The 21,624-nt window shown below is 61.6% G+C and carries 21 protein-coding genes; 13 read left to right on the top strand and 8 right to left on the bottom strand.

The window, feature by feature from the left end; all coding sequences use genetic code 11:
- The first annotated feature begins 235 nt into the window (after window positions 1-235).
- The 13 genes from K3762_RS17185 to K3762_RS17125 all read left to right on the top strand — a co-directional run bounded on the left by K3762_RS17185 (window position 236) and on the right by K3762_RS17125 (window position 13,568).
- The gene (locus K3762_RS17185) at window positions 236-1,723 is read left to right on the top strand and encodes an ABC transporter substrate-binding protein (RefSeq protein ID WP_132443908.1); all 1,488 of its coding nucleotides are present in this window, start codon (window positions 236-238) and stop codon (window positions 1,721-1,723) included.
- Between the two features lie 50 nt (window positions 1,724-1,773).
- Window positions 1,774-2,718 carry an ABC transporter permease gene (locus tag K3762_RS17180; protein ID WP_132443907.1) on the top strand — a complete coding sequence of 315 codons (945 nt, stop codon included), beginning with the start codon at window positions 1,774-1,776 and terminating at the stop codon, window positions 2,716-2,718.
- Window positions 2,715-3,533, top strand: a complete 819-nt coding sequence (locus K3762_RS17175; protein WP_132443906.1) for an ABC transporter permease — start codon at window positions 2,715-2,717, stop codon at window positions 3,531-3,533. Before K3762_RS17180 ends, K3762_RS17175 begins: the two co-directional genes overlap by 4 nt.
- Entirely contained in the window at window positions 3,530-4,504 is a 975-nt protein-coding gene (locus K3762_RS17170) for an ABC transporter ATP-binding protein (protein ID WP_132443905.1), read from the top strand. The genes K3762_RS17175 and K3762_RS17170 overlap by 4 nt, the downstream gene beginning before the upstream one ends.
- Window positions 4,497-5,285, top strand: coding sequence for an ATP-binding cassette domain-containing protein (locus K3762_RS17165; RefSeq protein ID WP_132443904.1), 789 nt, complete (start codon window positions 4,497-4,499; stop codon window positions 5,283-5,285). Before K3762_RS17170 ends, K3762_RS17165 begins: the two co-directional genes overlap by 8 nt.
- Window positions 5,282-6,088, top strand: a complete 807-nt coding sequence (locus tag K3762_RS17160) for a metallophosphoesterase (protein WP_132443903.1) — start codon at window positions 5,282-5,284, stop codon at window positions 6,086-6,088. The genes K3762_RS17165 and K3762_RS17160 overlap by 4 nt, the downstream gene beginning before the upstream one ends.
- Window positions 6,089-6,290: 202 nt before the next feature.
- Entirely contained in the window at window positions 6,291-6,881 is a 591-nt protein-coding gene (locus tag K3762_RS17155; RefSeq protein ID WP_067626358.1) for an XRE family transcriptional regulator, read from the top strand.
- Between the two features lie 64 nt (window positions 6,882-6,945).
- Window positions 6,946-8,538 (top strand): ABC transporter substrate-binding protein, encoded by a 1,593-nt coding sequence (locus K3762_RS17150; protein WP_120352074.1) that lies wholly within the window; start codon window positions 6,946-6,948, stop codon window positions 8,536-8,538.
- A gap of 77 nt (window positions 8,539-8,615) precedes the next feature.
- Window positions 8,616-9,725, top strand: coding sequence for a Xaa-Pro peptidase family protein (locus K3762_RS17145; RefSeq protein ID WP_132443902.1), 1,110 nt, complete (start codon window positions 8,616-8,618; stop codon window positions 9,723-9,725).
- On the top strand, window positions 9,719-10,726 hold the full coding sequence (locus K3762_RS17140; protein WP_260010728.1) for an ABC transporter permease subunit: 1,008 nt from the start codon (window positions 9,719-9,721) through the stop codon (window positions 10,724-10,726). Before K3762_RS17145 ends, K3762_RS17140 begins: the two co-directional genes overlap by 7 nt.
- Window positions 10,726-11,631: an ABC transporter permease subunit gene (locus K3762_RS17135; RefSeq protein ID WP_067938852.1), complete on the top strand. Its 906-nt coding sequence runs from the start codon at window positions 10,726-10,728 to the stop codon at window positions 11,629-11,631. The genes K3762_RS17140 and K3762_RS17135 overlap by 1 nt, the downstream gene beginning before the upstream one ends.
- Before the next feature lie 3 nt (window positions 11,632-11,634).
- Window positions 11,635-12,612, top strand: a complete 978-nt coding sequence (locus tag K3762_RS17130) for an ABC transporter ATP-binding protein (protein ID WP_120352071.1) — start codon at window positions 11,635-11,637, stop codon at window positions 12,610-12,612.
- The gene (locus K3762_RS17125; RefSeq protein WP_067626369.1) at window positions 12,609-13,568 is read left to right on the top strand and encodes an ABC transporter ATP-binding protein; all 960 of its coding nucleotides are present in this window, start codon (window positions 12,609-12,611) and stop codon (window positions 13,566-13,568) included. Before K3762_RS17130 ends, K3762_RS17125 begins: the two co-directional genes overlap by 4 nt.
- A gap of 15 nt (window positions 13,569-13,583) precedes the next feature.
- Here K3762_RS17125 and doeB read toward each other — a convergent pair whose 3' ends face one another.
- The 8 genes from doeB to K3762_RS17085 form a co-directional block, all read right to left on the bottom strand.
- On the bottom strand, window positions 13,584-14,573 hold the full coding sequence (doeB, locus tag K3762_RS17120) for a N(2)-acetyl-L-2,4-diaminobutanoate deacetylase DoeB (RefSeq protein ID WP_260010727.1): 990 nt from the start codon (window positions 14,571-14,573) through the stop codon (window positions 13,584-13,586).
- The gene (doeA, locus tag K3762_RS17115; protein WP_260010726.1) at window positions 14,570-15,751 is read right to left on the bottom strand and encodes an ectoine hydrolase DoeA; all 1,182 of its coding nucleotides are present in this window, start codon (window positions 15,749-15,751) and stop codon (window positions 14,570-14,572) included. Before doeA ends, doeB begins: the two co-directional genes overlap by 4 nt.
- A gap of 60 nt (window positions 15,752-15,811) precedes the next feature.
- The gene (locus K3762_RS17110; RefSeq protein ID WP_260010725.1) at window positions 15,812-16,603 is read right to left on the bottom strand and encodes an aspartate/glutamate racemase family protein; all 792 of its coding nucleotides are present in this window, start codon (window positions 16,601-16,603) and stop codon (window positions 15,812-15,814) included.
- 17 nt (window positions 16,604-16,620) lie between these two features.
- Entirely contained in the window at window positions 16,621-17,061 is a 441-nt protein-coding gene (locus K3762_RS17105) for a universal stress protein (RefSeq protein WP_132443899.1), read from the bottom strand.
- 12 nt (window positions 17,062-17,073) lie between these two features.
- Window positions 17,074-18,360 (bottom strand): TRAP transporter large permease, encoded by a 1,287-nt coding sequence (locus K3762_RS17100; protein ID WP_132443898.1) that lies wholly within the window; start codon window positions 18,358-18,360, stop codon window positions 17,074-17,076.
- A gap of 3 nt (window positions 18,361-18,363) precedes the next feature.
- Window positions 18,364-19,002, bottom strand: coding sequence for a TRAP transporter small permease (locus K3762_RS17095; protein WP_206054276.1), 639 nt, complete (start codon window positions 19,000-19,002; stop codon window positions 18,364-18,366).
- Window positions 19,003-19,078: 76 nt separating this feature from the next.
- Complete coding sequence (gene dctP / locus K3762_RS17090) at window positions 19,079-20,089, bottom strand: TRAP transporter substrate-binding protein DctP (protein ID WP_132443897.1); 1,011 nt, start codon at window positions 20,087-20,089, stop codon at window positions 19,079-19,081.
- Window positions 20,090-20,220: 131 nt separating this feature from the next.
- Entirely contained in the window at window positions 20,221-21,603 is a 1,383-nt protein-coding gene (locus K3762_RS17085; RefSeq protein ID WP_260010720.1) for a PLP-dependent aminotransferase family protein, read from the bottom strand.
- Between the last annotated feature and the right edge of the window lie 21 nt (window positions 21,604-21,624).

Below are 21,624 nucleotides of genomic sequence, written 5' to 3'. Positions count from 1 at the left end.
ATCTGCCCTCTCTGCGCGGAGGCTAGCACCGACGACTGCCGCACAAAAGGGCCGATCCCCCGGTCCCTTTCCGCTGTCGAGGCCACTCGGTAAAATCCGCCATATTATTGCAATTGCATGAAGTTTTCTTGTTTTGCGCCAAAGCCGTTGACCGAACGCCCCCGCCCGGCGCAATCTGTCGCAAAGGGGCGCGCGGCAGGGCCGAACACGCCCCTCCCCACAGGAGTGCTGCCCCATGTCTCATTTGCCCCTTACCAAAACCCTTCCTGCGCTGACGCTGGCCTTTGGCCTGATGGCCTCGGTCTCTGCCGCTGCCGAGCTTGTCATCGGCATGCAGCAGGAGCCCACGTCGCTTGACCCGACGGCGGATGCGACCGCCTCCATCGACAGCATGATGACGCAAAACGTCTTTGAATCGCTGACCACCGTGGCGGAAAACGGCGAGGTGCAGCCCAACCTCGCGGCCTCTTGGGAGGTGTCTGAAGACGGGCTGACCTATACGTTCACCTTGGCCGAAGGCGTGACCTTCCACGATGGCAGCACGCTCGACGCCGAGGATGTGGTCTATTCCTTCGAGCGGGCCATGGGCGAAGACAGCGTGAATCCCTCCAAGGACATCTTCGAGCCGATCGAGAGCGTCAAAGCGGTCGACTCGCAGACGGTCGAGATCACGCTTTCGGGCAAAGACGCCTTTTTCCTCTTCAACATGGGGCAGGGCGACAGCGCCATCGTGGCCGCCGAAAGCGCCGAGGGCAACAACGCCAACCCGGTCGGCTCCGGCCCCTTCAAGTTCGACAGTTGGACAAGGGGCGACCGCCTGACGTTGGTCAAGAACACCGATCACCGCGATGCGGCTGATGTGGCACTCGACAAGGTGGTCTTTCGCTTCATCTCTGACCCCGCTGCCGCGACCGCTGCGATGATGGCCGAAGAGCTTGACGCCTTCCCCGGATTCCCCGCGCCGGAACTGCTGCCGCAGTTCGAAGCCGATCCGCGCTTCCGCGTCAACGTCGGCTCGACCGAGGGCGAAGTGATCCTCGCCATGAACAACGCGAAACCACCCTTCGACAATGTCGAGGTGCGCCGCGCCGTGGCCACCGCCATCGACCGCGCCGAGATCATTGAGGGCGCGATGTATGGCCAAGCCGTTCCCATCGGCAGCTTCTACCCGCCGCATGGCACCGCCTATGTCGACCTGACGGACGCCTATCCGCATGACAGCGCCAAGGCCGAGGAAATGTTTGAGGCGGCAGGCGTGGCCGGCGCCACCATGACCCTGCGCGTGCCGCCCTTCCCCTACGCGACCCGCTCGGCCGAGATCATCCAGAACCAACTTTCCGAGGCTGGGATCGATGCCAAAGTTGAGAATGTCGAATGGGGCTTCTGGATCGATGAGGTCTACAAGAAAAAGAACTATGACATGACGATCATCGCCCACACCAGCCCCAATGACATGGGCAATTTCGCCCGCGGGCCTGACTATTTCTACGGCTACGACAATGCCGAGATGACCGCCCTGTGGGAAAAGATCACGACTGAGGTCGATGCCGAGGCCCGCGACGAATTGCTCAAGCAGGGCCAGCAGATGCTGTCCGACCAATCGGTGCATGGCTTCCTGTTCCAGCTGCCGCTGCTGGGCGTCTTCCGGCAGGAGGTCGAAGGCTACTGGGCTTCCTCGCCTGTGCTCTACATGCCGCTGAAGAACGTGCGCGTCGCCAACTAACTTGAAACGGCCGCGGCGCCCCTTGTGCCGCGGCCTTTGGACCTGACTTCGTGGCCTATTTCCTCTTTCGCCGCACGCTTGGTTTCGTGCTAACCTTGCTCGCCGTCTCACTCGTGGTCTTTGCCGTGATGAACGTGCTGCCGGGCGATCCGGCGCTGACCATCCTTGGCATGGACGCCAGCGAAGACGCTTTGGCGGCGCTGCGCGCGCAGTTGGGGCTGAATGACCCCCTGACAACGCGCTATTTCAGTTGGGTCTGGAACGCGCTGCAGGGGGATTTCGGGATCAGCCATTCCTTCCGCGTGCCGGTCTCTGACCTGATCGCCGAGCGGCTGCCGATGACGATATCCCTCGCCGTGGCGGGGATGCTGGTGACGCTGGTGCTGGCGCTGGTTCTTGGCATCACGGCGGCGGCGCAGCATGGGCGGGCGGGTGACTGGGGGGTGATGTTTCTCAGCCAGCTCGGCATTGCGGTGCCCGCCTTCTGGCTGTCGATCCTGCTGGTGATGCTCTTTGCGGTGAAGCTGCGTTGGCTGCCGCCCGGGGGCTTTGCGGGCTGGGACGATCCGGGCGCGGCGGTGCGGTCGCTCATCCTGCCCACGGTGGCGCTGGCGCTGGTGCAATCGGCGGTGCTGGCGCGGGTCACGCGGTCTTCGGCGCTGGAGGTGATGCGGCTGGATTTCGTGCGCACCGCGCGGGCCAGTGGGTTGTCGCGGCGGCGGGTGCTTTGGCGGCATGTGCTGCCCAATGCGCTGGTGCCGATCGTGACCATCGTGGGCATGCAATTCGCCGCGTTGGTCACTGGCACCATCGTGATTGAGAACGTCTTTTACCTGCCGGGGCTGGGGCGGCTGATCTTTCAGTCCATCGCCAACCGTGACCTGCCCACGGTGCAGGCGCTGGTGATGCTTTTTGCCGCCATCGTGGTCACGGCGAATTTCGTGGTCGACCTACTTTACGTGGTCATCGACCCCCGGCTGAAGGCCCGAGCATGAGGCCGCTTCCGGCGAATTTTCTGCTGGGCGCGGTGCTGGTCAGCCTCGTGGTTGGGGTGGCGGCTCTGTCGCTGATCTGGACCCCGCATGACCCGCAGACGATGTCGATCTCGACCAAATTCGCGCCGCCTTCGGCAGAGCATTGGCTGGGCACCGATCAGTTGGGCCGCGACGTGGTGGCGCAACTGATGGCGGCGGCGCGTAATTCGATGACCGTGGCGCTGGTGGCGGTGCTGCTGGGCGGCAGCATCGGTGTGGTGCTTGGCCTGCTCGCCTCGGCACTCGGCGGCTGGGTCGAGGATGCGGTGATGCGGCTGGCCGATCTGGGCTTCGCCTTTCCCGCGCTGCTCTTTGCGATCATGCTGGCGGCGGTATTTGGGCCGTCGCTGACCAATGCGGTGCTGGCGATCTCATTTATCAACATCCCCATCTTCGCCCGCGTCACCCGTGCCTCTGCCAACCAAATCTGGACGCGCGATTATGTCGCCGCGGCACGCGCGGCGGGGCGGGGGCGCTTTGCGATCAGCCGCGATCACATCCTGCCCAATATCGCGGCGGCCATCATCGTGCAGGCCACCATCGAATTTGCCGTGGCAATCCTCGCCGAAGCGGCGCTGAGCTATCTTGGCCTCGGCGCGCAGCCGCCTGCGTCAAGCTGGGGGCGGATGTTGTCGGAGGCGCAGACGTTGATGTATCTCGCCCCGCAACTGGCAATCTATCCCGGCCTTTGCATCGTCGTGGCGGTGCTGGGGTTCGGCCTTCTGGGCGACGGGCTGCGTGATATCACCGACCCGAGACTGGTGCGGGCGCGATGATCGATCTTAGCAATCTCTCGGTCCATTTCGGCCATGCGGCGGCGCTGCGTGATGCCAATCTGGTGATCGAGCGCGGCGACCGCTTGGGTGTCGTGGGTGAAAGCGGTTCGGGCAAGACGCTTCTGGCCCTGTGCCTGATGGGCATGGCCCCCGACAGCGCGCGCCTGACCGGACAGCTTCGCATCGACGGGCAGGATATGGCCCGCGCGGCAGAGCGGGATTGGCAGAGGCTGCGCAGCCGCCGCGTCGCGATGGTGTTTCAGGAGCCGATGGCGGCGCTCAACCCGCTGCGGCGGGTGGGCGATACGGTGATGGAGCCGATGCTGCTGCACGACGGGCTGACGCGCCGCGCGGCCCGCGCCCGCGCGCTGAGCCTGTTCGAAGAGGTGGGCATTCCCGACCCAGATCGACGCCTGCGGCAATTCCCGCATGAGATGTCGGGCGGGCAGCGCCAGCGGGTGCTGATCGCGCTGGCCTTGGCCTGCAATCCGATGCTGCTGATCGCGGATGAGCCGACCACGGCGCTGGATGCCAATGTAGCGCTGCGGATCACCGACCTGCTGCAACGGCTCGCGCGGGAGCGGCAAATGGCGCTGGTTTTCATCAGCCATGACCTTGCTGCCGTGGCGCGCGCCACCGAAGACATTGTGGTGATGTATGCGGGCGATATGGTTGAGCGGGGCCACACGGCAAAGGTGCTTGGCGCGCCCGCGCATCCCTATACCAAGGGGCTGTTGGGCGCGCGGCCCGATGCCGGTGTGGCAGGGCGGGATGCCCAAGGAAAGCGCCGCAGGCTGCCGACCATTCCCGGCACCGTGCCGCCGCTGCATGCGCTGCCGTTGGGCTGCCGTTTCTCGGGGCGCTGCCCGGCTGAGCTGCCCCATTGTGCCACGCAGCGCCCGGCCTTTGCGCAGACCGAAACGGGGCGCGGCGCGGCCTGTCATCTGCTGACGGAGCCGCGACATGACTGACGTGCCGCTCTTGGAGGTCCGCAACCTGACCCGCCGCTACAAGCTGCCGCGTCAAAGCCTGCTGCGCGCCCCGCCGGTGCTGACCGCGCTGGAGGGGGCGGCGTTTTCGCTGCACGCGGGCGAGACCTTGGGCGTGGTCGGCGAAAGCGGTTCGGGCAAATCGACATTGGCGCGGCTCATCATGGCGTTTGAGCGTCCGGACGCGGGGGAGGTGCTGTTTCAAGGGCGCGATCTGCATGAGCTTCGGGGCGAAGAGTTGCGCCGGCTGCGGCGCGGTTTTCAGATGGTGTTTCAAGACCCTTTCGGCTCGCTCAACCCGCGCCGCCGCGTTGGCTGGTCCATCGCCGAGCCGCTGCGCGCCAATGGCGAGATTGAGAATATCAGCCACCGTGTCGCCGAAGCCTTGGCGCAGGTCGGGCTGCATCCAGCCGACGCAGGCAAATATCCGCATGAATTCTCGGGCGGGCAGCGCCAGCGCATCGCCATCGCCCGCGCCATCATCACCCGCCCCGCGCTTTTGGTCGCGGATGAGGCGGTCTCGGCCCTTGATGTCTCGGTTCAGGCGCAAATCCTTAATCTTCTGATGGACCTGCAAGATGATCTGGGCCTCGGGATGGTGTTCATCAGCCATGACCTCGCGGTGGTGGGGGCGGTCTGTGACCGGGTGCTGGTGCTGCAGCACGGTAAAACGCTTGAGAGCGGTGTGGCCGCTGATGTGTTGCGCGCGCCCAAGCACCCTTATACGAAAACCCTGCTGACAGCCGCAGGAGTACGCCCATGACCCGTTTCGTCCACCTGACCGACCTGCATATCTCGCACCCCGATTTGGCCGACCCGCATCTGCAAAGCGACACGCCCGCCACCCTGCGCCGCGTGGTGGCGGTGATCAACGCGATGGATCCGCAGCCCGCCTTTGTCGTGGCCAGCGGCGATCTGACCAATCAGGGCGACCGGGAAAGCTATGCGCTGGTGCGCGAGATCACGACCCCGCTGAAAGCGCCGCTGGTGATGGCCCTTGGCAACCACGACAAACGCGCCGGTTTTAACGCGGTCTTTGCGCCGGGGCTGGCTGATGCGCCCTATTTCCACGACGCGCCGCAGGGTGATCTGCATGTTATTGCGCTGGACAGCAGTGTACCGGGCAAGGTGGCCGGGGCGCTGGATGACGCGCAGTTCGAGTTTCTAAAGGCAGCGCTGCAGCGTCACCCCGAACTGGCGAAACTCTTGGTCATTCACCACCCGCCCCGCATTGATCCCGAAGCGCTGGCGTGGGGCAGTTTGGATGAGGCCAGCAGCGCGCGTTTGGCCGAAATGCTCGAGGGACAGCATGTGGCGGGGATCCTTTCGGGCCATGTGCATGTGAACCGGGTGAGCCATTGGAACGGCATCCCGGTGGTGATCTCCAACGGGCTGCATTCTACCATCGATCTGACCGAAACCCGCGATTTGCGCATCGTTGAGGGCACCGGATTCGGGATCTGCGAATGGCATCCCAGCGGGCTGAGTGTTTCTTTCGCTCCGCTTGACCCGACGGCGCGTGAATTGGCGCGGATTGATCGTGAGCAGCTAAAATCCTTTGAATAGAACGACATCCGCCGCGCACAGTCGTCGCCATGAGCCCCATGCTGCGCCGCAGTAAAAAAATTTTTGTTGACCCTCAACTTTTTTGATCTCACACAACGGGAGACGAAAAGGCTGCGCCCGGCGCAAGATCGGGCCGCTGTTCACGGGGAGGGTGAATTTGCCAACTGCCAATGGCGATAGTGTATCTACGCTTGGCGCACGTATGCGCAAGCAACGTCATCGTTTGTCCCTGACCTTGCAGCAGTTGGGCGAAGCTTCGGGCGTGTCGGTCGGTTATCTGAGCCAAGTTGAGCGGGGCCGGGCCACGCCGTCGCTGGGCACCCTGTCGCAGATTGCCGTCGCGCTTCAGGTCGAAGTCAGCTTTTTCATCCATACCCCCAAGACCCAAGACAGCCTGACCCGCGCGGATGAGCGTCCACGCTTTGCCGTGTCGGGGTCTTCCATCGAATATGAGAAGATCGGCGCGGATTTTCCCGGCCATGAGCTGTCATCCTATATCATGAACGTGCCACCGGGCTATGCCTCGGAAGAGGTCGTGCATGAGGGCGAAGAGGTGATCTATATCCTTGAGGGTGAGATCGCGCAGGTCGTCGATGGGGGGGAGCATATCATGCGGCCCGGCGACAGCCTGCATTACCTCGGCAGCAGCCCGCATTCTTGGTCCAACAAAACCGACAAGCCCGCCCGCGTCCTTTGGGTGGGCCGGATGCAATACGAACAGGCCGCTGGCGCCAATAGAATACGTCCGAATGAAGGGGCATTAGCCACCGCATTCGCGTCGTCTCGCCCGTAAGGGCGTATCACCTGCGGCGGACAAACCGCTGCCAAAAAACAAACCAATCAGGAGAGTGAATATTATGTCTTTTACAACGAAATTGGCCACCGGCGCCATGCTGGCGGCACTGGGTGCCACAGCCGCATCGGCCCAAGCGCTGGTCTATTGCTCCGAAGGCTCGCCCGAGGGTTTTGACCCCGCGCTTTACACCGCTGGCACCACCTTCGACGCCTCCAGCCACCCGATCTACAACCGTCTGGCCGAGTTCAAAGTCGGCACGACCGAAGTCATCCCCGCGCTGGCTGAAAGCTGGGAAGTCAGCGAAGACGGCATGAAGGTGACCTTCAAGCTGCGCGAAGGGGTGAAGTTCCACTCCAACGACCAGTTCACGCCAAGCCGCGATTTCAACGCCGACGACGTGGTCTTTAGCTTTGACCGTCAGGGCAACGAAGAAAATCCCTATCACACCGTTTCCGGCGGCACATGGGAATACTACGGCGGCATGTCCATGCCCGATCTGATCGAGAGCATCGAAAAGGTCGACGATTACACCGTCGTCTTCAACCTGACCCGCCCCGAAGCGCCTTTCATCGCCAACATGGCAATGGATTTCGCCTCGATCGTGTCCAAGGAATATGCCGACGCGATGATGGAAGCTGGCACGCCCGAAATGGTGAACCAAGCGCCCATCGGCACAGGCCCGTTCCAGTTCCAAGCCTACCAGAAAGACGCGGTCATCCGTTACCTGCGTAACGACGAATACTGGGGTGACCCGGCCAAAGTCGAAAGCCTGATCTTCGCGATCACGCCTGACGCCTCGGTCCGCTACCAGAAGGTGCAGGCGGGTGAGTGCCACGTGACGGCATATCCGAACCCTGCCGATGTTCAGGCGATGAAAGACGCCGAAGACATCGTCGTGATGGAGCAGGAAGGTCTGAACGTCGGCTATCTGGCTTACAACACGCAGGTCGCGCCCTTCGACAACGCCGATGTCCGCAAGGCGCTGAACATGGCGATCGACAAGCAGGCGATCATCGACGTGGTGTTCCAGGGCTCCGGCGAAATCGCCAAGAACCCGCTGCCGCCGACCATGTGGTCCTACAACGACGCCATCGAAGACGACAACTATGACCCCGAGGCCGCCAAGGCGATGCTCGAGGAAGCAGGCGTCACCGACCTGTCCATGAAGATCTGGGCGATGCCGGTTCAGCGTCCCTACAACCCCAACGCCCGCCGTATGGCCGAGCTGATGCAAGAAGACTTCTCCAAAGTTGGCGTCGATGTCGAAATCGTCTCCTACGAATGGGGTGAGTACCTTGAGCGCTCCAAGTCGAAAGACCGTGATGGCGCGGTGCTGCTGGGTTGGACCGGTGACAACGGCGATCCAGACAACTTCCTCGCGGTTCTGCTGGGCTGTGACGGTGTCGAGAAATCCAACCGCGCCCAGTGGTGCAACGAGGAATTCGACGCGCTGATCCAGAAAGCCAAGGTTCTGCCGACCCAAGAAGAGCGTGCGCCGCTGTACGAAGAAGCGCAGCAGATCTTCAAGGATCAAGCACCTTGGGCCACCATCGCGCACTCGGTCGTCTACATGACCATGCGCCCCGAAGTTGAAAACTATGTCGTTCACCCGCTGGGTGGCCACATCTTCAACCAAGTTGGCCTGAAGCAGTAACCCTGCCGCTACGACCAAAGGGGGCGGCATTCGTGCCGTCCCCATTTTATTAACCTCTACCGCCGGGAAGCCTTACCTTGTCCAATTCACTGAATGATCGCCTGTCGGCCTATGCCGATATCGCCGCCGACCTATCGGTGGACGCCGTGGCGCTGGTGCCCGGCCCGAATTTCACCCGCGCTGTCGACCATGCCTTCATGAGCCACGAGCGCCCCTTTGTTCTGGTGATCCCGGCCCGCGGCCCCGCCGCCGCTTTGGTGCCGAACCTTGAACTGGGCAGCTGGGAATTGGTTGGCTTTGACGGTGCCGTTTTCGATTGGCGCGATCAAACAGGCTATGACGATGCCTTTGCCGCGCTGACCGAGCATCTGAACATCACCTCGCTGGCCGTTGAGGGCCAAGTGATGCGCGTCTTTGTGCATCACGCGCTTAAGAAAGCGCAGCCCGACCTGCGGATCATCGACGCCGAGCGTGAAATTTCCGCCCCGCGCATGATCAAAACAGAGGCCGAGGTCGCCGCCTTGCAAGAGGCGATCAACATATCCGAACGCGCCCTGCGGGCCACGCTCGATTCCGTGAAGCTCGGCCAGACCGAGAAAGAGATCGAACAGAAACTGGTGCAGATGGTCTTTGCTGAAGGCGCGGATGATCTGTCCTTTGCCCCTATCGTCGCCGCCGGTGACGGCTCGGCCCGCCCCCATGCCAAAGCGCGCGAAGATTACCGCGTCAAAGCAGGCGATGCGCTGCTGATTGATTTCGGCGCGCGCAAGAACGGCTTTGCCGCTGACATCACCCGCACCGTTTTCCTTGGCCATGTCAGCGACGAGGGGCGCGAGGTTTATGACACCGTGTTGCGCGCCAACCTCGCCGGGCTGGACGCCACCCGCGCCGGTGTCACCGCGCATGAGATCGATGATGTGGTGACAGGCGTGCTCGAAGCCTCGCCCTACGCCGACCGCATCCGCACCAAGACCGGCCACGGCCTTGGCCGCGATGTGCATGAAGCGCCCTATATCATGCGCGGCAACCATATGACTTTACCCGCCGGAACGGTGTACACCAATGAACCCGGCCTCTATGAGATCGGCAACTTTGGCGTGCGCATCGAAGATGACGTGCTGATCACCGAAGATGGCTACAAATCCCTGACCAACTTTCCGAAGGAACTGATGGTGCTCCCGTGCTGAAATTTGTCTTGTCGCGCCTTGCGACCTTCATCCCGACCTTTATCGGCGTCACGCTGATTTCATTTGCCTTCATCCGCATGCTGCCGGGCGACCCGATCGTCGTCATGGCGGGCGAACGGGGCATTTCCGAAGAACGCTACTTGGAACTGCAGCAGCAGTTCGGCTTTGACAGGCCGATCTATGTGCAGTTCTGGGACTACTTCACCGGCGTTCTACAAGGCGATCTGGGCAACTCTTTCGTGACCAAACGGCCTGTCTGGGATGAGTTCTTCTCGCTCTTCCCGGCGACGTTGGAACTGTCGGTCTGCGCGATGATCTTTGCCGTGGCCTTGGGCCTGCCGGCGGGGGTGATTGCTGCGGTGAACCGGGGCAAGTTCTTTGACCGGGCGCTGATGTCGACAGCACTTGTGGGTTATTCGATGCCGATTTTCTGGTGGGCGCTGCTGCTGATCATCGTGTTCTCGGGCAACTTGGGCTGGACGCCAGTCTCGGGCCGGATTGATCTGCTTTATTACTTCCCCAATGCCACGGGCTTCATGCTAATCGACAGTATTGCCTCGGGGCAGGACGGGGCGTTTACCTCGGCGCTGCGGCACCTGCTGCTGCCGACCATCGTGCTGGGCACCATCCCACTGGCGGTGATCGCACGGCAGACCCGTTCGGCGATGCTCGAAGTGCTGGGCGAAGACTACATCCGCACCGCGCGGGCCAAGGGCATGTCCCCGGGCCGGATCAATGGTATCCACGCCCTGCGCAACGCGCTTATTCCCGTCATCACCGTGATCGGCCTGTCGGTCGGCACGCTGCTGGCGGGCGCCATTCTGACCGAAACGATCTTTAGCTGGCCGGGCATCGGCAAGTGGATGGTCGACAGCATTTTCCGCCGCGACTACCCGGTGGTGCAGGGTGGCCTGCTGCTGATCGCCGTCATGGTCATGGTCGTGAACCTCACCGTTGACATGCTCTATGGCATCATCAACCCCAAGATCAGGAAACGCTAATGGACGACGCACTCTCCGCCGAAGCCGAAATGGTCCACGCGCGCCCCGGACGCCTGCGCGAATTCTGGTTCTATTTCCGCGAAAACCGTGGGGCCGTGATTGGCCTGTGGATTTTTGCCGTCTTCGCCTTTCTGGCACTGTTCGGCCCGTGGATCGCACCGCATGACGCGACCCAACAGTTCCGCGCTGCGACGTTGCAACCGCCTGTTTGGCAAGATGGCGGCACGTGGAGCCATATCCTCGGCACCGACCCGCTCGGTCGCGATATGCTGTCGCGTCTGATTGTTGGTGCGCGCTACTCCTTCTTCGTTGGCATCGTCGTGGTGTCTATCGCCGCTTCTGGCGGGATCATCATCGGGTTGATCTCGGGCTTCGCGCCCAAGTGGCTCGACACGATCATCATGCGGATCATGGACATCATTCTGGCCTTCCCGTCGCTGCTGCTGGCGCTGGTGCTCGTGGCCATCCTTGGGCCGTCGCTGACCAATGCGATGATCGCCATCGCGATTGTGTTGCAGCCGCATTACGTGCGTCTGACCCGTGCGAGCGTGCTGTCTGAGCGGCAGAAGGACTATGTCACCTCGGCCCGTGTTGTCGGTGCTGGCACGCTGCGGCTGATGGTCGTGACCGTGCTGCCGAACTGCCTTGCGCCGATCATCGTGCAGGCCGCGCTGTCGTTTTCGACCGCGATCCTTGATGCCGCCGCGCTTGGCTTTCTGGGCATGGGCGCACAGCCGCCCACGCCGGAATGGGGCACCATGCTGGCCGAAGCGCGCGAGTTTATCTTGCGGGCGTGGTGGGTTGTGACCTTCCCCGGCCTTGCGATCCTCGTCACCGTGTTGGCGATCAACCTCATGGGGGACGGGCTGCGCGACGCCCTTGACCCGAAACTAAAGCGGAGCTGATTGATGTCTCTTCTGCGTATCCGCAACCTCTCGGTCGATTTCGCCACCGCCTCGGGCAAGTTCCGCGCCGTGGACTCGGTTGACCAAGATGTCGACACCGGCGAAATCCTCGCCATTGTCGGCGAAAGTGGCTCGGGCAAGTCGGTGTCGATGTTGGCACTGATGGGCCTGTTGCCTTGGACCGCCACCGTCACCGCCGATGAGCTGACCTTCGACGGTCATGACCTGCTGAAAATGGACAAGCGCGCCCGGCGCAAGATTGTCGGCAATGACCTTGCGATGATCTTTCAAGAGCCGATGTCCTCGCTCAACCCCTGTTTCCCGGTGGGCTGGCAGATCAAGGAATCCCTGCGCTTTCACCTTGGCCTGAACCGGGCCGAGCGGCACAAGCGGGCGATTGAGCTGTTTGAACAGGTTGGCATCCCGGACCCGGAAAAGCGTCTGTCGGTCTTTCCGCACCAGATGTCGGGCGGGATGAACCAGCGTGTGATGATCGCCATGGCGATCGCCTGCAAACCCAAGCTCTTGATCGCGGATGAACCGACGACCGCGCTCGACGTGACCATTCAGGCGCAGATCCTCGACCTGCTGACCTCGCTGCGCGAAGAGACCGGCATGGGGCTGGTGCTGATCACCCACGATATGGGCGTAGTGGCCGAAACCGCCGAGCGTGTAAGCGTGCAATATGCCGGCCAAAAGATCGAAGAGCAGCAGGTGCTGCCGCTTTTCCGTGAGCCGCACCACCCTTACACAGCGGCGCTGCTCGATGCCTTGCCGGAGCGTGCCACTGAGAAACGCCTGCCGACAATCCCCGGCGTGGTGCCGGGCCAGTTCGACCGGCCTGCGGGGTGCCTGTTCTCGCCGCGCTGCAAGTTCGCCAATGACAAATGCCGCAACCAGAATCCGCCGCCCTTGGGCGAGGATCTGGGCAAGGCGCGTTGTTTCTATCCGCTCAATACCGATGAAAGGGTCGCGTCATGACTGCCCCCGTAATGACCGCCGACGCGCTAGAGCGTCACTATCAGGTTGGTGGCGGCTTCCTGCGCAAGACCCAGACTTTGAAGGCCGTCGCGGGCCTCGATTTCCAACTGCACCCCGGTAAGACGCTGGCCGTGGTGGGCGAAAGCGGCTGTGGCAAGTCCACGCTGGCGCGCATGGTCACGATGATCGAAGAGCCGACCGCAGGCTCGCTGACGCTCGACGGCAAAGCGGTCCGGCCCGAGGATTGGGCCGACCTGCGCCAGCATGTTCAGATCGTGTTCCAAGACCCTTACGGCTCGCTGAACCCGCGCCAGCAGATCGGCACGATCCTGCAAGAGCCGCTGGTCATTAACCGCAAGGACATGTCGAAGAAAGAGCGGGAGGAGAAGGCGCGCGAGATGCTGCGCCTCGTCGGCCTGCGGCCCGAACATTACGACCGCTACCCGCATATGTTCTCAGGCGGTCAGCGCCAGCGGATCGCAGTGGCGCGGGCGTTGATGTTGGACCCGAAGGTGCTGGTGCTGGATGAGCCCGTCTCGGCGCTTGATCTGTCGATCCAGTCGGCGATCCTGAACCTGTTGGTGGACCTTCAGGAGAAGATGCAGCTGGCGTATCTGTTCATTAGCCATGACCTTTCTGTCGTGCGCCATGTGGCTGACGATGTGATCGTCATGTATCTGGGCCGCGCGGTTGAGAAGGGGCCGAAAGACGAAGTCTTTGAGAACCCGCGCCATCCCTATACGGCGGCGCTGCTCTCCGCGACCCCACGCGCCGACCCCGAAGGCGGCAAAGAGCGGATCAAGCTACAGGGCGAATTGCCCTCGCCCCTGGCGATCCCTGAGGGCTGCCCCTTTGCCCCGCGCTGCTGGAAGGTGCAGGATGTCTGCCGGAAAGAGCGCCCCGTGCTTGAGGGCGCGCCGCATCCGGCAGCCTGCTACTTCCCCGTCGACGAATGAGGCGTTGCAGGTGGGTCAGACCACCTGCGCCACCACCCCAATACAATCGCCCATCTTGACCAGCCCCGGCACATGCCGGGCGGTCAAGATACCACCAAGCTGCGCATGAGCGAGGATCGCTGGCTGACCGCTGCGGTCGCTGGGCCAGAGACGGGCGATGGGCTGGCCCTCGGTGACCTCATCCCCTAGATCAACCAGCGGCTCTAGCAGGGCGTTGGTCTCGCTAAAGGTGAAGCAGCGCCCATCGGGCATGTCGAGCATCACGGTCTCAGCCATCTCGGGCTCGCCAGCCAAAATCCCTGCATGGATCAACAGATTGCGCGCGCCTTTGCGGGCAACGGTGACTGTCTTGGCCGTTGATGTGCCTGCGCCGCCAAGCTCGGTCGTGACAAAGACCTTGCCCTGTTCTTCCACTTCCGTGTCAAACATGCCGCGGTTGTCGATCTCCAACATCTTCATCGAATAGGGCGCGTTGAACGCCTCCATCGCAGCCATACAGGCGGCTTCCTGTTTCTTGTCGGGCAGGATATGCGCCGCCGCGAAGGGCAGGAAATCCAACGTGCGCCCGCCAGAGTGGTAATCCAGCACGATGTCGGCCAGCGGCACCAATTCGGTCGCGATGTAATGCGCGATTTTCTGGGTCACCGTGCCACCGGGGCTGCCGGGAAAGCTGCGGTTCATATTGCCGCCATCGATGGGTGAACAGCGGCGGCCAGCGGCGAAGGCGGGTTGGTTCATCATCGGCAGGATAATAACGCGGCCTTTGATCTGCGCAGGATCCAGCGTGGCCGCCAGTTCTTGCAGGGCAATCGGGCCTTCGTATTCATCGCCGTGGTTGCCGCCTGTCAGCAGCGCCGTAGGGCCGGCGCCGCCATTAATGATGGTGATCGGCACCATGACAGATCCCCAAGCGCTGTCATCGCGGCTGTAGGGCAGGCGGAGAAACCCGTGATGCGCGCCGGGCGCGTCGAGCGGGATGGTCGGGGTGATGGGATTGCTGGTCATGCGGAAACAAACAACTTTCGCGGTGTGGTGCAGAAACATTCATGGCCGGTCTCGGTGATGCGGATCGGCTCTGTGATTTCTAGCCCGCCATCATCCAGCCAGAGCGCGGGCATGAAATGGAAGGTCATGTTCGGCTCTAGGATCGTCGTATCGCCCCGGCGGAAAGAGATCGTGCGCTCGCCCCAGTCGGGGGGATAGCTGATACCGATCGCATAGCCGCAGCGGCTGTCCTTTTCGAACCCCGCCTTGTTGAGCGTCTTGTTGAAAGCGTTGGCGATGTCCTCGGCCTTATTGCCCGGTTTGGCCTGCTCCAGCCCCGCGTCGATGGCCTCTAGCACGGCCTGTTCGGCGTCGCGGTATTTCTGGGGCACATCCCCGAAAAACAGCGTGCGCGACTGCGGGCATTGATAGCGCCGGTGGGCACCTGCGATTTCAAAGAAGGTCGCCTCGTTGGGCTGCATGGGCCGGTCGTCCCACGTGAGGTGCGGGGCGGTAGCGTCCATGCCCGACGGGGCCATGGGTACGATGGCGGGGTAGTCCCCCCAGAACCCCTGCGCGCCGCGAATGCCGGTGGCATAAATCTCGGCCACCAGATCGTTCTTGCGCATGCCGGGCACGGCAACTTCGAGGATACGAACGTGCATTTCCTCCACGATGCGGGCGGCGCGTTCCATATATTCAATCTCGCGCTCGGATTTGACCGCGCGTTCCCAGTTCACCAGCGCCGTGGCATCCATAAAGGTCGCCTTGGGCAATTTGGTCTTGAGCGTGTCATGGGCGCGGGCGGAGTAATAGTAGTTGTCCATCTCCACGCCGATGCGCGCGTTCTCGAGGCCCATTTCGCTCAAGAGGCCCGAGAGGTCTTCCATCGGATGTTTCTCGGGGTTTTGGACATAGCTGTCGTCGTAGCCCCGGATGCGGTCGTCCTCCATAAATACGGTGCGCCGTGCGCCAAGCGCGTCCATGCCGCGGCCCCACCACATCGGCTCGCCCTCTTGGGTCAGGATTACCGCTTGGTAGACGTAGAACGACCAGCCATCATAGCCCGATAGCCACGACATGTTCGACGGGTCGCTGACCACGATCGCATCCATATTGCGCGCAGCCATGACCTTGCGCGTTCGGTCAACCCGGCGCTGGTACTCGCTGTTGGTAAAATTCGCCTCATACGTGGTCATAGGCCAGCCCCTTTCATGTCTGGTTACCCGAATATTGTGATCCGGCCAGAGGGGCCGGGATCACGGAATGATGCCTTGTGCATGGGCGCTTGGCATGTCGCAGTCGAACAGACGGCCATAGCCATCGGGGCGGCCCGTCAGCCCGCCCATCCGTTGCAATGCCCAGCATAGCGCTTGGTTAGAGGTCACGACCGGTTTGCCCAAGGCGGCTTCGATCCGGTCGATTACGTCGACACCGCGCAGGGACGTGCAGGAGAGGAAAAATGCCTCTACTTCCGCTCCGTCCAGTGCTGTGGCGCCGTTGATGATGCTTTCGTCGTCGATCCGCGCCATGTCGCGGTCGTCTTCCAACCCGAAGGCGCCGTTGCGCATGACCTGAAGGCCCTGTTCCTCGAAATAGGCGGCGAGGGGGGCGGCGGTTTCGGGCAGATAGGGGGTGAGCATTGCCACACGTTTCACGCCAAGTGCTGCAAAGCCTGCGATGGCGGCAGAGGCGGGGGTGATGACCGGCACGCCGGGGAGCCCTTCGCCGATGGCTTCACGTACCGCCGGATTGCCGATGGCGACAGAGGCCGAGGTGCAGCAAAAAGCGATGGCCGAAAGCTTGATCCCCGGCACCAGCAGCGATGCGGTGCGGGCCATATCGGGGGTCATGGCGCGCAGGCGCTCGGGGGTGGTGGGGTTCTCAAACGCGATCCGCGCCACATGCAATGCGGCCTGCGCGGGGTCGATCAACCGAGCCGCGTCACGCTCAAAGGTCATGTCGGTCGACAGCAGCATCGCGCCAAGGCGCACGGGATCATCTTCACGCAAACGGCACTCAAGCGTTTCGCTTTGCACAGGGGGTGTCACCTGAATATTCCTTTGATCTAGACGACAAGCACAGGACATTTCGCAAGCCCCGTGACTTTGTGTGACACCGATCCCAGCAGATAGCTATCGCCTGTCGCGCCCAACCCGCGCGAGCCGATGACGATGAGGTCGGCATCATGTTTCTTGGCAAATTCGGTCACCGCCCGTGCAGGCCGGCCCGAGCGGACAAATGCACGGACATTTTCGACGCCTGCGTCTTTCATCAACTGTTTGCCGTGGCTGATGATCTCGGTCGCATGGGCTTGCATCGCGTCGTCGATATTGCCGGGGTCGTTCACCCGCACCATCGACAGCGACGCCTCTAGCATCGAATGATGCCGGTAGATCGTCAGCAGCGTTACCTTCGCCCCGGTCAGATTGGCCATCTCTGCCGCCTTCATCAGCGCGCGGTCGGCATTCACCGAGCCGTCATAGGGGGCGAGGATATGGGTGAACATGACGCTGTCCTCTTATTTCGAAAAGGCCAGATCGCGCAGGAATAGGGCGATCTGTGGGAAGAAAATCAACGCGACAGACACGCTGAGCAGCATGACGATGAAGGGCGGGGTGCCGCGGATAACCTCCATATAGGGTCGTTTGAAGACCGCGATGGCGGTGAAGATGTCACAACCAAAGGGCGGCGTGGCCGAACCGATGGCGACTTGCAGCGTGATGACTGTCCCGACCAGCACGGGATCAAGGCCGACCGAGTCGACCACCGGTGCAAAGATCGGCACGAAGACGAGGATCACCACGATCGGGTCCACGAACATACAGCCGATGAAGAAGGCGATGGAGATCACGAAAAGAACGCCAATCGGCCCCATGCTGTCGATGCCGATGCCCGCCAAGATCGCCTGCGGGATCTGCGCGAAAGAGATCACCCAAGAAAAGGCCGCGCCTGCCGCAACAAGGATGAAGACCACGGCAGTGATAAGCCCGGTGGATTTCGCCGTCTCATAGATGCCCGCAAAGTCGATCTCACGAAAGACGATCATCTCAAGGAAGATGGCATAGAGCACACAGGCCGCTGCCGCCTCGGTCGGAGAGAAGACCCCGCCGTAGATGCCGCCGATGATGATCGCCGGAAACCCAAGCGGCCAAAGCGCTTGTTGTACCGCGCGGGCACGCTCGCCCCATGTGGCTTTCTCTTCGGTGGGGACGTTGTGGCGGTAGGCGTAGATCACCGAATAGACCGAAAACAGCGCGAGGATCAGCAGCCCCGGCCCGATACCCGCGATGAACAACTCAGCAATCGAGGTATTGGAGACGACGCCGTAGATGATCATGCCGATGGAAGGCGGGATCAGGAAGGCGATGTCAGAAGAGTTGACGATCAGCGCCAGCACAAAGCTGTCTTTGTAGCCGGCTTTCAGCATCCGGGGCCGCAGAGGGGAGCCGACCGCGACCACCGTGGCCTGCGTAGAGCCCGAGACCGCGCCGAACATGGTACAGGCCGCCGCCGTGGCAACCGCAAGCCCGCCTTTCATATGACCCACGAAGGACATCACCATGTCGATCAAACGCCCCGCAGATTGGCCCCGCGTCATGATGTCAGCCGCAAAGATGAACATCGGCACGGCGATCAGCGAAGCGGGCCGGACGCCCGCCATCATCTGTTGCACCATCGTCTCTAGCTGGCCGAAGCCGCCGAAGAGCGAATAGAAACCGACAAACGCACCGACGATCAGCGGGATCATCATGGGAAAGCCCAGCAGCAGCAGGACAACCATGATGGAGAAAATGGTAAGGGCCATCGCTTAGACCTCCCGCTCGTTGTCGTCGTAGCCTTCCAGCACGCTGGTCGACAGGTAAATGTCAGGCTCGATAATGTTTTTGATGGCGGTTAGCAGGTATTGCAGCCCCGTCATGAAAAAGCCGAAGGGCACCCAGACCAGCGTCCACCAGACCGGAACCTGCAGGGCAGGCAACAGGCGGCCACGCCCGGCTTGGGTCATGATATATTGCAGCGCATACCACGCGAGGCCGAACATGAAGACGGCGGTGACGAAGGCGATGAAGATCATCAGCACTTTACGGGGGCGCGGGGGCAGGGCGTCGAAAATCGCAGACATGCGGATATGCCGCCCGTGCCGCGCGGCATAGGAAATGCCTGCGAAAGTGATGAGAATGATCAGGATGCTGTTCAATTCTTCGGAAAAGAAGATCGAGCTTTGAAAGACGAAACGACCTACCACATTGGCAATCGTATTGGCGGCCATCAACAAAACACCAGCGGCGAGCATCACAGACTCAAGCCAGCTGATCGCGTTGTCGATTGTGCCCAACGGGCCGGGTAGGGTGGATTTGTAGGTGCCAACGGGGGCGTCATCAGTGCCGGTGGTGTCTGTCTGCGATTGCAGTTGCGAACTGTGGTTGTCTTCCGTCACCGGCGTCATCCCGTGAATGGTTCAAAATGGATCGCGTCAAAATAAGGTCACCCCCCGGACAGTGCCGGAGGGTGAAAGGATGCGTTTACTTAACGGCTTCGAGGTCGGCCTTGAATTGCTCAAGGATCTCTTTGCCGCTGTCGCCTGTCATCTCGATGAAGGCTTCTTCGACCGATGCAGCCTTGTCTTTGAAGGGCTGGCGCTCTTCTTCGGACAGGATGTTGATCTGCATGTCAGGCTTCGCCGCTGCGATGTTTTCCAGCGACTTTTCCTGCAGGCCGGACTGGTATTCGAGAATATAATCGAATGCCGCGTCAGAAGCGTTCTGCACAACCTCTTTGTCCTCATCGGACAGGCCGTCATAGAAATCCTTGTTGGCCATCACAGCAGTGGTGAAGTTGTTGTGGCCGATGCAGGTGATGACGTCTGTCACCTCGTACATCTTGGTGGATTCCAGATAGAAGCCGGGGTTTTCCTGACCTTGGATGATACCGGTCTGCATCGCGCCATAGACTTCGCCCCATGGCAGCGGTGTTGGCGTGGCACCAAAGGCTTTGTAGCTTTCCACCAAGAGCGGGTTGGTCATCACGCGGAACTTGACCTCGTTAAGGTCTTCGGGCGTTTTGACCGGCTCTTGCGTGGTCATGCAGACCTCGCCTTCGGGGAACATCTTGAGCAGTTCCAGACCTTGCTCTGCATAGAGCGCGGGGAACATCTCGTTGATGGCCTTGGAGGTGCGGAAAAACTCGTTGAGTTGCTCACCGTCCTGCGGCAGCAGGTAGGGCACGAAGAACACCTGCGCCTCGGGGATCAGCGCGCCGGTAAAGCCGGGCGACTGGTCGACGAACTGCAGGATGCCAGCCTGCGCTTGCTCCATCGTGTCTACGGATTCACCCAAGGTGCCGTATGGGAAGAGCTGAACTTCGTGGTCGGAGTTCGCTTCGACTTCTTCTTTGAACTTTTGGGCGTATTTGCCCTGCACTTCGTCGAGCGCTTCTTCGAAAGCATAGCGCCATGTGTCTGCCGAGGCCGCGCCTGCGACACTCGTCACGGCTGCGAGGATACCCCCGGTGATAACAGTTTTGAAAATAGCCATATTACTCCCTTTCATTTATTGTCCGCGCAGCCCAAAGGCCGCAGCGAAACTAATGTCCTGACTGTTAGATCATTTAAACCGATCCCAATCATGTCAATGTGAATATTGATCCATGACAATTTGCGCCGCTCTTACAGTCCCGCGCGTCTGGCCCTGTTGCGTAAATTTGCATCGATCATGCGAATCCCGCGGGCAAATTCAGGAAAGGATTGCCCCCCAATGGCCAAGCGCAGTCCCGGATGTCGGTCCGGTGGACCGATGGCAAAACTGGCGCCACTCGCCACAGCAATCCCGATTTCGTGCAGCGATTTGACCAGTGCGGCTTCCTCATAGATATCGCTACAGGGCAACCAAAGGTGCAGGCCATTGGGGCTGGTCCGCATGTCGAGGCCGCGAAAGACATTGGCGGCAAAATCGGCCCGGTCGCGCAGGGCAAGCTGTTGGCGGTTCAAGAGGGTATTGGCGGTCCCGTCTTCGATCCAATGGGATGCGATTTCTGTCATGAGGTTGGTTGCCATCCAGTTAGTCGCCATATGCCGGTTCCCAGCAGAGGCGCTTAGATGATCAGGCACCACCAGATAGCCGACCCGCAGCCCCGGCATCAGACATTTGGTAAGGCTGGTAAAATAGAGCACCCGTTCGGGCGCCATCATCGCCATAGGAGGGGGCGGGGCGTCTTGCAGCGGGCCCCATGACTGATTTTCGATGATCAGCACATCATGGCGCCGCGCGACCTCAATCACGGCGGCGCGGCGGCTTTCGGTCATGGTAAAGGCGAGTGGGTTGGCCCCGTTGGGGATAAGGTAGACGGCCTTGACGGGCTCTTTCGCGCAGACCCGTTCTAGCGCCTCGGGGCAGATGCCGCCCGCGTCGACGGTGACACCTTGCAGTCGAATACCAAGGAAGCGCGCCAGTGGGCGCAGGGTGTGATGGCCGATGTCTTCGCTGACGATCAGATCGCCGGGTTGGGCGGCTGTCATGATCGCGACGGTCATGGCGCTGGTGCTGCCGTTGGTGGGGATCACTGCCATCCCGTCCAGATCAAGGCCGCAAAGCGAGAGCCAGCGCCGCACCGAACTGCTGCCGTCACCGGCGCGCAGGTCTTGGCGAAAGTCGCCCATCACGGCGCGGGGCAAAGAGCGCGCCAACGCGCGGAGGGTCTTTTGCATCGCTTCTTCATGGGCGTGGTCGAGCACCGGCTTCAGGATCGACATATCCAGCAACCGCCCGGCGGCCTTGCGGCTGACGAAGGGCATAGAGATGTCATCGCTCGCCGCCCGCACAAAAGTGCCGCGCCCCACCTCGCCGACGATTTTGCCCGCCTCGACCAGCTTGTCATAGGCGCGGCTGACGGTTTGCACGCTAAGCGACAAATCGAACGCCAGTTGCCGCTGCGTCGGCATCCGGTCTCCGGGTTTGAGCACACCGTTCTGAATCGCCGTTTCAATCGTCTGAACGAGTGAACGGTAGGCAGGTCGGGTCAGGGATCCGGGGTCTGGGCGCCATTTTGTCATGATCTGGATGATCACCACAAT

Origin of the sequence: Sulfitobacter sp. W074 (assembly GCF_025142275.1) — a bacterium.
GTDB lineage: Bacteria > Pseudomonadota > Alphaproteobacteria > Rhodobacterales > Rhodobacteraceae > Sulfitobacter > Sulfitobacter profundi.
The sequence above is the reverse complement of the archived record's forward strand: the minus strand, read 5'-3'. Positions and strand labels throughout refer to the sequence as shown.